8 protein-coding genes are annotated in these 12,756 nt (G+C 40.6%); 2 read left to right on the top strand and 6 right to left on the bottom strand.

Annotation, left to right across the window (positions count from 1 at the left end; all coding sequences use genetic code 11):
• Positions 1-11 precede the first annotated feature (11 nt).
• From ACT89M_RS15240 to ACT89M_RS15220, 5 genes are all read right to left on the bottom strand, one after another.
• Complete coding sequence (locus ACT89M_RS15240; protein ID WP_253494500.1) at positions 12-1,262, bottom strand: TldD/PmbA family protein; 1,251 nt, start codon at positions 1,260-1,262, stop codon at positions 12-14.
• Positions 1,259-2,560, bottom strand: a complete 1,302-nt coding sequence (locus tag ACT89M_RS15235) for a TldD/PmbA family protein (protein ID WP_308721760.1) — start codon at positions 2,558-2,560, stop codon at positions 1,259-1,261. Before ACT89M_RS15235 ends, ACT89M_RS15240 begins: the two co-directional genes overlap by 4 nt.
• Before the next feature lie 88 nt (positions 2,561-2,648).
• Positions 2,649-2,759, bottom strand: coding sequence for an ammosamide/lymphostin RiPP family protein (locus ACT89M_RS15230; RefSeq protein WP_139168847.1), 111 nt, complete (start codon positions 2,757-2,759; stop codon positions 2,649-2,651).
• A 45-nt stretch (positions 2,760-2,804) separates the two neighbouring features.
• A complete protein-coding gene (locus ACT89M_RS15225) occupies positions 2,805-4,979 on the bottom strand; it encodes a hypothetical protein (RefSeq protein WP_308721761.1) in 2,175 nt (724 codons plus the stop codon).
• Entirely contained in the window at positions 4,969-6,996 is a 2,028-nt protein-coding gene (locus ACT89M_RS15220) for a tetratricopeptide repeat protein (RefSeq protein ID WP_308721762.1), read from the bottom strand. Before ACT89M_RS15220 ends, ACT89M_RS15225 begins: the two co-directional genes overlap by 11 nt.
• A gap of 591 nt (positions 6,997-7,587) precedes the next feature.
• Between ACT89M_RS15220 and ACT89M_RS15215 the strand changes: the two genes are divergently transcribed.
• On the top strand, positions 7,588-9,318 hold the full coding sequence (locus tag ACT89M_RS15215) for a sensor histidine kinase (protein WP_154888774.1): 1,731 nt from the start codon (positions 7,588-7,590) through the stop codon (positions 9,316-9,318).
• Positions 9,296-10,942, top strand: a complete 1,647-nt coding sequence (locus tag ACT89M_RS15210) for a response regulator (protein ID WP_308721763.1) — start codon at positions 9,296-9,298, stop codon at positions 10,940-10,942. Before ACT89M_RS15215 ends, ACT89M_RS15210 begins: the two co-directional genes overlap by 23 nt.
• Before the next feature lie 102 nt (positions 10,943-11,044).
• Here ACT89M_RS15210 and ACT89M_RS15205 read toward each other — a convergent pair whose 3' ends face one another.
• Positions 11,045-12,730, bottom strand: coding sequence for an extracellular solute-binding protein (locus tag ACT89M_RS15205; protein ID WP_154888778.1), 1,686 nt, complete (start codon positions 12,728-12,730; stop codon positions 11,045-11,047).
• Between the last annotated feature and the right edge of the window lie 26 nt (positions 12,731-12,756).

Here is a 12,756-nt window from a genome sequence, read left to right as displayed (position 1 = left end):
TTCTCACCCCTTTAATAGAATACAGATACGTTTTCTACATACAAAGATGGAGATATAAATCCTTTACTACATGTAAGATGATATCCATCTGTCGCTGGATCAATTGAACGTAACATCTGAAATAAAGGTGCTTCAATGCGGACTTGTGATAATCTCTCCGCTAATTGGTGATTGTGAATTCTCCAGCCTTCCGCTTCAAAGATGAGTTTGCCGCCTCGAATATGTCCACCATAGCTGCGGTTTAGTACAAAATCGGATAGCTTTTTACTTATCATTTGTTCTGTCGAAAGAGTACCTTCTTCTACCTTCAAGTTTGTGTATTGGATTTTGGGTGTACTTTGATAATTTTTGCGAAATGCTCGGCCATTGGCCATCTGTTTATGTTTAGTTGATGAAGAAAGTGAATGCAAGGCTTCATTAAATACGCCCTTTTTGATGATCGCAACGTCCCTACAGATGGCTCCTTCATCGTCGAAAGTCGAACTTCTAAGCAAGTCAGGGATGTGAGCGCAATCCGTTAATGTGAATGTGGGACTTGCAATTCTTTTCCCTTGTTTTTGCCAAAGTACAGGTACATTTGCATCCATATAGTCAGAAATAAAAAGATTTCCAAGAGCTTTGAGCAGCTCTTCTGTCCCCTGCTCCGTTAATATGATGCGTGAATGTTCTGCGCTTCTGCTTGGACCATCTGCTCGAGATTGCAGTTGAACGTTTAACTGTTCACACTGTAAGTGCCAATCTAAATCTGCAATGGAACGAAAAGAGAATGTCGTACTGGCCCTTCGGGATTTCCCTTGAACCAAAATAGATACAGTATGTTGAGCTTCTCGTTTCTCGAGTTCTCTTCCCTCCGTATCTTGATAAAAAACGGCTTTCTCTTCCGCTTCAAAAAAAAGAGTCGGACTCACGATAAGGTCAGGAATTGAATATATGATTTCTTTTCCTTCACGCAAAATATGATCTATAGTGTGGTTTGAGATAGGCTGGTGCATGTTCAAACAGGGTTGATTTATATTTGTTTCATCAGATCGTTGCGGTACAGACCCTGCTACTCCGCTATCACAAGCCCAATGAATCCAATCTTGATTTTTCACATCCGTATAATTGGATAAAGGGCGAATACATGAATAGAATCGATCTTCCACCCACCTTCGTAGCGCTCCTCCGCATCCTTTTCTCTCGGAATAAAGAGACTCAATCTCGGTCATGACCCATGATTTCTGGAATAGTTCTGTTCCATAATAATCCGCATATTTGCTCATGAGTCGATTGCCTGCACTTCCCAGTTGAGTACTCTTACAGTCGGGGAACCGGCCGAAACGGGTAAAGGTGATTGTCCTAATTTTCCACATCCACCTCTTACTTCTGCATGGATCTGAAAATCATTTCCTACTCGATCAATGGAACGAAGCAGCTTACGGCCGTCCCCTTCTAATATAGAAGGCGCTATTGGTGAGGTTAGTTTACCGTCTTCGATAAGATAGCCTTCAGTAACATGAATTTTGAATTCACCAGTAATCATATTTACGTCTCCATTAAAAGCATTTTTGATATAAATTCCTGATTTTGTTTCCAAAATGATCTCTTCTGGTGCGTCCTCTCCTGGTAACACAAACGTATTCGACATTCTTACTAGAGGAGGATGCGCATAATTGAGGACACGTCCATGTCCGTTGCTCTCAACATTACTGTGCAGATGACTTAAATAGTTAGATATTCTACCTGATTCGACTAATGGTGTGCACTTGGCGGTAATACCTTCATCATCTATGTTATAGCTCCCGGGTAAACCCAAAATGGTTGGATCGTCAACAATGTTAAGTTTATCGGAGCCAATTTTTTCACCTTTACAGTTATGGAATGCCGCTCCTGTAAGAGCCGCAATATCTGCTTCAAGTCCATGCCCAACAACTTCATGAAAGATGCCTGGTGCTGCTAAAGGACCTAGTACTAACGAGTATGTTCCAGAGTAAAATGGTTTGGCCTGGAGCTTGTCCAACGCCGATGCGGCAGCGTACGACACTAATTTTTCAATGTCTTTCATGTGCACATGTTTTGGTGAAAGCCAGCTTTTCGTAACATTTGATTTCGTTATTTTTTTGTTTTTTCTTGCGATTACATCTAGCTCTAACATGAAACAAGGTCTAATATCTTCCCGCAACCCTGTTGCTGTCGAATAAAACCACACATGCTGCTTTACAGATTTCCAATAAGCTCTTGTAGACAAGATCTCTGGTGCAAAGTTCAGAGCTAATTCATTCATATGGTGGTTCCATTGTTCTATTTCGTTTGTCATATCATCCTCAAAGCTGTTCTCATGCTTAGGGTCCCAATGTTTAAATAACTGGAATTGTTCTCCACTTAAATGTTGTTTGGAAGCAGCATATAAAGAATCCGGACTCAAATCAGAGATACCGATGACTTGTCGATGTGCTCCGTGATTCAAACGAACAGCACTACCGTTTTCGATCCAATTTTTCATTTCGATTTTTTCAAGGTTATTAAAAATGAGAAGCTCGGTTTTCTTTTGTTCAGCAAATAGGTGAATATTCTGCATCATATCCCCCTTATTGTTCATTTTTCACGTAAATTGTGAGTATAAGAATCAGCTATGATAAGCCGATCCCTATACTCAAAAGCTTGTATTATCAGAGGGCTAAAGGTGCAATCTTATCTTCGATCTCTTCCAATTCGAAATCGATATCATCAAGGTCATCTAACTCCAGATCCAATTCTTCCAATTCAACTGTGTCAGCCATCTTTATCACCTCCTTCACAAGGTATAATAAAGACTATCCATAACGCTAAATCGATTTTTCTGTTCTATATAGAAAAGTTCGTAATTCGGAACAGTAGTGGCCATACTTATCTTTCATCCACAAATCCCGGAAAGAAGGGTCCATTCTTGTGAAAATGAAAGATTTTGCTTTTTTGGCTTCGGTAAAAAACAGATCAATACAAAAAGGATTGTCAAAATCGAACCACATGGGCTTCTGTTCGTGCGAAAAGTGAATAAAACCCTCCGTTGGTAAATTAAATCTGCTTTGGATTGTTTGCAGCCGCTCAAACTGTTGAAACCAATCGGATAAGTTCTGCTCACCGACCCAATCTGAAGGCTCAAATCTCCAATGTTCGCGTATCATGGTAACTCTTCCTACTTTAACGGGTGCGTGTCTACCTTTTGATATCGATTTAGGTGGATCAAAAATGGGTGTACCGAATAGAGCAAATGGGAAAAAGGTTTCCTCTTTAAATCCAAGAGAAGGAGAATAAAAATGTAAACATTGTTGCGAGTCTTTTATAAAAAGAGCTACTTCATTATTTTTAATTCGCACTTCGAGTTGCTCTAAAGACAAAATATTCTCCTTGATCGATTCAGAGACACCTGTTAATTCAACGCAAAGACCTGGATATTCTTGTGGGGTGCTTTTCATCGTGCGTTTAAATACCCAATTGGCCCACGACTGTGTGCTGTGTTCGACTTGTAAAGCGTTCTGAACCGTTTGTCGTATCTTATCTTTTTCGATGTTAAAATATTGCATCCACCCATCACCCGTAAATCCATGATGAAGCTCTCCTATAACAATGGATGAAACTTCAATTCCTATTTTGCTTTCATTGCCAATGATCATAAGATCAGGAGAAAGAAGCCACCTGAATGAGTCCATTTCTGATCTCCATTCTTGCAATACGTTTTGAGGCACTTGAATGTAAAAATTCCCCTGATCTTCAACTAACCAACTCTCTAGAAACTTGACCATGGACTGATTTTCAATAACTGCAGGATTCCGAAGCCAATACGATATCCACCTCTTTGCTGGTACGGATGAACGGCCATGACTTATTTTTTTAAATTGTTGTACTGCCGTTCTCTGGAATGCCTTCCACCGCTCTAATCGAAGTTTTGCTTGGATCAATATCGTTTGGTCTAATTCCTGCCAAAGATCTTCCGAGATAACGACGGGCAAAAATTGCTGATCGTAACACTCCTCGTATACTAAGGTTTTGTCAGCAAAATATTGGGTGTTTTTACCTTGATAATGCTCTCCTGTAATTTCGGTATACATTTCTTCGATTTTAGCTAAGGTGTTACTCTTTTCAATGGGTGAAAAACTACTGCCATACTTTTCTAGATTGTGCTTGATCTCAGACAATACAGCGGACCATTTAGGTGAATTACAATCTCCTGATTTCAGAAGAAGCTGCAATTCATCTAAGCCATCTACAGCGGAAGAAGGAAGTCTCCACTCCGCTGCATTTGTACCCAAGTCATGCTTTATAGCAGTTAATATTTTTTGTAGCGCTTGATGTGACATGAATGATTTTTTCTCTATAATCTTTCTTTCTTTAAGGGGTGCTCCTTGATCTAAAACGCCATAACTAATGGGGCCAAATTCACCCATCGTATCGTTTTTTGTGGTAACACGTTGAAGATAGGCGAAAAGAGTTCTTCCCATTTGTCTTTTCTGACTATGCTTTGTATGCTTTTTTCGCTTATAAGATTGATAAAAACTCCAAAATGCCGAGTTAATTGTATAAAGCGCTCGATCATAACGCTCCGATTGATACAGTTCAAATAGTTTTTGTTGTACAAGTCCGAGTTCTTGCTCAAATGTATTACGAGTTAAGATTTCAAGCTGGACCAACTCTTGATTTTTAAGTGAATAAAATTGGATTTTCTCTTCCATATGCAAGTTCAGTAGCGTTGTTTTATCATTTTCAGTTAAAGGGTTCTTCTGTTTTATTCTTCGGATGATTCTACGCTGTTGGGAAAGTAGGATCTTTTGCTTCGGAATAGTTCTTATTTCTTCAATCCATTGGCTGCACCAATCGTTCAAAACTTTCGTGGCTTTTTGCCATTGATGAAAATAATCCTTCGTTTTAACTACTCTTAGCTGAAGAATATCTTCAATAGGGAGAGATGTGCTACGTAAAACAAAGGGTTTTAACCATTCCCAGGTGGATGTTTTAGCCCACACGGATTCTCTCCGCTTTTTCATAATAAAGATTAGTAAGATCAAAAGGCCGATTTAGTTTGGTTTCTGGTTTTTGGATTGACCATTTTACGTAACTCTCCCACGTCTCATCTCTTTTTTGATCCCATTTTAGTACGATTTCTGATGCTTTTTGCGCAGCGCTTCCTTGGGATTGAACTTTTAAGCTATTCAAAATTTCCTGTTTCCCTGCTTCCCCGTTTCCTTGTCTTTCCAGACATATGGCTAACGCCGTTGCAACCCGTGGAAGATCTTCATCTTGCATAAGAGCCAGCTTGGAATCAAGACTTTGGCTGTACCATTGCGTCGCTTTATCGTAAATCTCCTGCTCGAAATATATGGCTCCTATGCTTCTGGCGATGATATCCATATGAAAAGCATCATTCATCTCTTTGGCAATTCGATAACTATCTTCTAATGACTCAATGGCTTCAGCATATCGCTGAAGTTTAAAAAGCAGGCCTGCTTTTCTATATAAATAATGCTTTGTAAAAATCGGGCTTGAATGTATGACAAACGGTTCAAATTTTGACCAATGTTTGAGCGCAGCATCTACCTTCTTCATCGATTCAAATAAGACCGATATGTTGGAGATTAAGTTGATTTTGATATGGATAGCATCTTCTTTCCGATTGCCCTCTTTTATATGTTCCAACCCTTGTTTGCACTCTTTAAATGCCTGAGCCAGATCGCCCGTTCCCACGAAGGTAAGTGCCCTTAGGTTATGTAACCAAGTACGCTCCACTTCTACTTCGGAACCGGTTGTTCCCTCAATACTCTGGAGTGCCTGATCAATAATTTCCCTTCCTACTAATGGTTTGTTCAAACGTTTCGTACACAGCAATGCTACATACAAATGTAATTCCGACTTTTTTAATGTATCTTCTGTAAGGGAAAGTGCATTCTTGAATATAGCTAATGCTTTATCATATTCAACCATGAATGCATAACATAAGCCCATATAAATCCATAGTTCAACGTGTGTCTCTTTCCTCAGATTGTGGATATACGGGGATGCCTTATTGATGAGAAACAGCGCATGTTCATAATTCTGCGTGAAAACACTGATCTCTAGCGCTTCAAGTAACAATTCATCAAGATGGTCTACATCTCCATTGGTAATGCTGTCTAGAAGCTGTGCTGATTTGTGAGTTTCATTGTTTACAGGCTGCATGGTTAATGAATTTTCGTATGAGCAGTCACTTTGGTTCTCATCTTTCAAGTCTGTTAATTCATATATACTAGGTTTGATTTGATGGTACAGACTTTCAAGTAATTTATTTCTGTTTTCCGCCAGATTGACATGCATGCAGATATCGTTATGTGATGCCATGTGGAAACGGGAATCACGTTCACTGGCTTCGGATACGGTTGCAACAATGACAATGGGATGATGCTCAATACACTTAGACAAGCGGGCAAAACATCGAAGAGAATGTTCGTCCATTCTGTCGATCTGGTCAAATAGAATTATGGTGTTTGTGTGATTCAGATGTTTTGTATATTCTAATAACAATTTTACAATGGCTTGTGTAACTCTGAACATTTGTTCCGATTCTTTATGTAACCTACGACGTGATGGAGGAAGTGCAATATCTTCAAGATTTTGAGCATTCACAAAAGGAGACTCGGAACGGAATTTTGGAAAAAGATACAGAATCTCAGGTGCATGGCTTTTTAGAAGATGGTGTTTCCCGTTATGGAGAAAGGAAGAAACGATTGTATAGATCAGAGGTGCAATGGAATTAAACCCCTCAGTTCCCCATCTACCTCCAATGGTAATTAGATTCGTTGTATGAGCTAATCGATCATGTGTTTTTTTAGCAAAAGTAACTCTGTTAATCAAATTACCGTTATAAATCCATAGTTTATCTTCTATTTTTAAGGGAAGTTTGTTCCTCTTTTGTTCCAGGGTTTTCAATACATTAGATTCTAATATTTCATATTTTGACTTTATCTTACTTTCAATAAGAAAAGGAATCCCTACTTCTTTAGAATGCATATATAACACCATCCTTTTTGAATAATCTGACGTGTTATTTTGTTGATAAGTCTATCAAATATGATGTGATACAAAAGAGATCATGTGAGATTGAATAATATGAGTTTTGTATTGAAATTTTGGACAAAGAATGTGCGGGATTTACTCTTTCAACTTTGAGTAGAATAAGAAGAGCGTCATGTAATTTTACGTCGTGACCTTTTCCAAAGTACAATACGAAAACTATTCTGACTTTTTTAGCGAAGGGTAAAGTAAATGGGCAGAATGTTATGTAGAACCATTGGATCCAATAAAATTCAATTTAACTACAGCAATTCTTTAATGTGTAAAATTTTTCTATTGTTATACATAATAACACAGATTTTTTATGTGTCAAATTTCGTATAATTGATAAATATCCGCCAACATTTGTCTTTTATCGAGCCAATTGCTTCATTAAAATACGACAGAACCCTCTTTTTTTAAGCTGGATTCAGCTCATTCCAAGGACGTCCATGCCTTTAGAAGCTTCAAGTTCCTTCCCTTTGTACAAAAAGTTATTGTAGAATAAAGGATAGTCATTATGCTTCTTTGCTGTACAGGGGGAAAAATATGTTGAAGGAAAAGTTTTCAAAAGAAAACGCTTCTATTTTTCAAAAACTGGCGCTGGGCCTGGTTTTGATGTTTGTACTAATCATCCTGATCTTCTGGTGGATCTATCGATTAAACGTAGATGAAATTCAGCGTGAGCTGCAGAAGAATAAACTGGGCGAAGTACGTTTCATGTCCTCCCAGCTGTCTAATCAATTTGAGCAGGTATTAATGAATGCGCTGACATTATCCGAGGATCAGTCGGTTAGAGGATATACGTATGCTCTCACTTACGGGAATGATTTTGCTAAATACAAAGCCAAACTCGAGCTAATGGAGAAGTTGGCCCTTAACAGTGCTTCAACGGCTTGGAACAATACGATCATTCTATATTATCCAGATGAGAAGGCTACCGTATCTTCGGACCGTGAATTTTCATTTCAGCCGTTTGTCATGTCCAAAGATCCGCTGGATAAATGGACGTTACATATGAACAAGGATGGTACGGGGTATTATTCGCATCTTACCAAGGGACATCGAGGACCAATGTACATCGAGATTCGAATATCCTTGGAGGTGTTGCAGAAAATGATGTCTGAATATACTTCCGGGACACCCATGCTTTATGATTCGCATTTTAAGACAGCTATCCGGGGATTAGGATCCTCACAACTTGCCGAAGCTGACGCACAGGTTATTCCACAGATCAGAAATGATAGCGGTTTCTTCGAAATCAAATTTCAGGATCAGAATTATTTCATCAGTTATATGAAAGCAAGTATTCTCGATTTGTACTTTATTGATTACCATCTTACCAATCAATTGCAACAGTCTATCTCACGTAACAATACATTATTTGTGCTGGCGCTGATGGCGATGCTTCTGCTCTCTCTACTGTACACTCTGGCGCTGCGAAATCAGATCCAACAACCGATTATTCGTTTGCGTAAAGCGATTGATCGTTTTGACCGGGGAGATTTCTCCAGCCGTGTTGATGGAACCCAGACTCTTGAGTTTCGAATATTAGGCCGGTCGTTTAACCGAATGGCCGAGAATACCCAGACGTTAATCGAGCAGGTGCTACTTGGAGAGCTTTCGGTCAAAGAGGCCAGGTTGAAGCAGTATCAAGCCCAGATCAATCCACATTTTCTATATAACTGCCTCAACTATATTCAGAGCAAATCCAGTGTCAAAGACTATGAATCTGTAACCGCCATGACCCTGGAACTGGCTGCCTATTGCCGTTATATTCACCGCATTGAAGATATGGATACAACGCTTGGTGAAGAGCTCCGTTTTGTGAATCACTACATGTCCATCATACATATGCGAAAAAAGAGTATTACCTGTGAGATTCATGTGCCAAAACAGCTTCTATCTATTCGCATTCCTCGCATGATCCTGCAACCGCTCGTTGAAAATGGTGTCAAACACGGGATAGAACCTTCCATGGATCCTGGGAAAATTACAATTCGTGCAGAGCAGGATCAGGAGTTCATACGTATCACGGTTGCAGACAATGGTGTAGGCATGCCAGCAGAACGGCTTGCACTCATCAGTGAGCATATGGATGAATTAACACGTCCAGAAGAACAGATTGGAACTGGAGTCCGAAATGTAAATCAGCGAATCAAGCTTACGTATGGCAAACGATCGGGCTTGTCCATACAATCCAGCCTATATGAAGGTACCACGTACATCATTACTATACATAAGGAGGATATTGCAGATGCATCAGATTCTGTTAGTTGACGATGAATCCTATGTGATCGACGATCTTGAGATCTCATTCCCATGGGATCAATACCGTATTGAGCGTATTCACAAAGCATACTCCGGCATGCAGGCATTATCCATTCTGGAGGAACAAACGGTAGACATTGTGATCACTGATATTTCAATGCCTGTCATGAACGGACTTGAACTGATACGGCAGATCAAGGCGGTAAAACCCAACCTTCCCTGCATTTTGCTTACCGGTTATGCCGAGTTTGAGTATGCCAAAGAAGCGACGAAATATGGTGTTGTCGAGTATCTATTGAAACCGCTGGATGTCGAAAAACTGGCCTCCTGTCTGGAAAAAACGGTACTGTCCATTGAAGAGCAAATCCGCAGGGCCTTGTCCTATGAACAGGCGATGAACTCATTTCGCGAACATCTTCCTTCGCTGAAGGACAGATTACTGAATCAACTGATTGAAGGTAATCGTTATTCAGAAGATGTTTTGAACGATAAGTTGGGCCATTATCAGTTACCCTTCAGTGCAGAAGATAATGTGCAGCTTGTTCTGGTGCGGTTGGAAGAGCATTTCACCAGGTATACAACGACCAGCCTGCAATTGTTTGAATACGCTGTGACCAACATTGCATGTGAGTTGTTCAATACGGCTTTTTATACTTGGCACTGTAGGGATCATTACGATTATTTGGTCTTTTTATTAAAGTCTGCTGGACCTGACAACAACGAATGGCATACTTCACCAGACACGAATCATAATGAGCAGCTTACGAAGCAAAAACAAGATCAAGATCTCACCCATCTTTCCCTGCAGTTGCATCACAATGTCAATGAATACCTGAAAGGAGGCATTTCAGTCATCCTTAGCCATGGAGGCAGACTTCAGCAAGATATACGTGACATGTACGAGCAAGCCCTATCGGCTCTCAAAAAGCAGGTAGGTAACGGCACGGGATACTTCCTTTCCCTCGAGGAAAGTTATCGCCCCGTATCCATTCGTTCTTTGCATATATTATATGAACCGCCTACCTTTAATCATCTGCTGGAAACAGGACAATGGGAGATGTTCAAGGAACGCTTGAACCGCATCAAGGCTGGGTACAGTGCGCTGCCTGAGCAAACCGAAGAGCAACTGGACGAGATTCAGATTGTTTTGTTATCTGCCTATCATTACATTGCCCATAAAAATCATACGCTGTTATCCGATCTGATTGGAAATGAGGCCATTCCTCGTGTCCCCTATCGTTCAGTCTCCCAACTTACGGATTGGGCGGATAACATGCTTGATCGGCTGCGTATTAAGCTGGAAGAACAGTCTTTTGATGAGCAACATGACGTTATTCATCAGATCAAGACATTTGTTTCTGCTAATCTGCACTCCCTAAGTCTTCAATCGATCGCAGATCATGTATCCTTGCATCCGGTATACGTCTCCAAGCTGTTTAAACAATTTCAAGGTATCAGCTTAAGTGAGTATATTTTAAGCGTGAAAATGGATCTTGCCCTCTACCTGCTCAACCATTCGCAGGATAAGGTATATGAGATTTCCGAAAAACTGGGGTATGCCAACTCCCAATATTTCATCAAGGTGTTTCGTGATAAATTCGGGATGACACCGCAGGAATACCGGGAACAGTAATGCGGCATATCGTGAAGAAAGTAGCATAAAACAAAGTAAAAAACCGCGCTTCACGTACACAGGTCAATGAAACCCCTTGTACGTAAAGCGCGGTTCGTTTTTTTATTTTATCGTGTCATACCATGCATTGACTTCTTCCGTGATCTCTTTACCTCCAGAAGTCATATACTGCTCCGCAAAAGTATCAAATTCCTCAATCGGCGCTTGGCCATAAATGATTTTGTTCAATACTTCCTTCTCCAGCTTGGTCAGCATATCGCCTCTGGCAACCTGTGTTTTCGTTGGAACACCCGTGAACATCTGAGGCATTACAATATCTTTTTGATCAATGACGATTTTGGCTGCCTTAATCTGTTCAGGGATTCGGTCCGCCAGGTTTTTCTCATACTGAGTGGTCGGCTCTTTGCCATTCGCAAGATCAGCTAACGTATTCATCATCAGGTTAGGAATGATCGCTCCATCAAAGGTTAATGAATAACGGATCGCATCAATCCAGCCGCCGGGAATTTTGTCGCTTTGCTGCTCTTTATATACCTCACCGTCAGGGCCGATATCATAATCATATCCTTTGGCAAACCCGTGTACGAATGTTGTGCTGTCCGGATTAGCCCAGTGATCAAACAGATAGTTCTGGTATACAAAGAAAGCGTCTTTGTGTTCCATATCTTTGTTGATCAGAACAGCACCCGTACTAATTGGTGTTCCGTGGCGTCCCATTTTACCATCGGGACCAGCAGGAAGTGGATAAGCTTTATATTCAGCACCTGGCACATTTTGCTGCAGATCCGGGATTGGCCAGCCTGTCATCCAATAAGGGCCAACGATAATACCAGACTTGCCGGCAGTGAATGCTTCAGCGGCCTTAGGCTCATCATATAGTCCCGCTTCCTTATCAATATAACCTTTCTGCATCCACTCTTTCATCTTCTCCAGTGCCGGTTTCATCTCTGGTTGGATAGAGCCGTATGCAAGCGAACCGTCTGCTGCTTTATTCCACTGATTCGGCATCGCTCCAAACATACCAAAAATCCAGCCGGATTCTGCCATCCATGTGTTCAAATTGTTTTTGAACCCTACAGAGAGAGCAACGGTGTCTTTCTTCCCGTTTCCATCCGGGTCTTGATTGACGAAGGCATCCATTACCGTTTCTAATTCATCTAATGTTGTTGGTGCCTTCAGATTCAGCTTCTTAAGCCAGTCTTCACGAATGTACATCACTGGATCATTGTTGTAAGCGTTCTCCAGAATAGGAATTGCCATTCGTTTACCATCACGGATGTAAGGATTCCATACATTTGGATCTTCCGCCATCGCTTTTTTATACGTATCCGAAGCATATTTATCAAACAGTTCTCCTGCATCCACGAATTGACCCGATTCAATTAAATCACTGATTAATGTCTGGCTGCCACGGAAAGAGATAATATCCGGCATTTTTTGACCCGATGTGAGCATCAGACGAAGTTTGGTCTGGTAAGCATTATTTTGTTCACTGACCGTCCATAAGTACTTAATATCGATCCCTAGTGTATCGTGAGCCCACTTGGTATGAACGTTATTTTCAATGTTTTCCCCATTTTTGAATTTCAGGCTGCTAGTGATTGGGAATACCGTCGAAATGGTAACCGGTTCAACATACTTACCATTTTCAAACGGTGCGGAATAAAATTCATTACTGTCGCTAGGATTTTTCTGTGATGTAGAATCGTTACTGCATGCTGCGAGTACACCAGATAACATTGTAGCAGCCATCAGAATGCGAAGCGGCTTTTTCCATGTTTTTAACATGTTGTCTCCCCCATATCATATAAAAT

The sequence above is a fragment of the Paenibacillus sp. NN59 genome (assembly GCF_057597225.1).
The sequence above is the reverse complement of the archived record's forward strand: the minus strand, read 5'-3'. Positions and strand labels throughout refer to the sequence as shown.

Excerpts from the sequence above, each read along its gene's own strand:
- ACT89M_RS15230 (WP_139168847.1), bottom strand. The coding sequence starts at position 2,759 with ATGGCTGACACAGTTGAATTGGAAGAATTGGATCTGGAGTTAGATGAC.
- ACT89M_RS15240 (WP_253494500.1), bottom strand. The coding sequence starts at position 1,262 with ATGAGCAAATATGCGGATTATTATGGAACAGAACTATTCCAGAAATCA.
- ACT89M_RS15205 (WP_154888778.1), bottom strand. The coding sequence starts at position 12,730 with ATGTTAAAAACATGGAAAAAGCCGCTTCGCATTCTGATGGCTGCTACA.
- ACT89M_RS15235 (WP_308721760.1), bottom strand. The coding sequence starts at position 2,560 with ATGATGCAGAATATTCACCTATTTGCTGAACAAAAGAAAACCGAGCTT.
- ACT89M_RS15210 (WP_308721763.1), top strand. The coding sequence starts at position 9,296 with ATGCATCAGATTCTGTTAGTTGACGATGAATCCTATGTGATCGACGAT.
- ACT89M_RS15220 (WP_308721762.1), bottom strand. The coding sequence starts at position 6,996 with ATGCATTCTAAAGAAGTAGGGATTCCTTTTCTTATTGAAAGTAAGATA.
- ACT89M_RS15215 (WP_154888774.1), top strand. The coding sequence starts at position 7,588 with ATGTTGAAGGAAAAGTTTTCAAAAGAAAACGCTTCTATTTTTCAAAAA.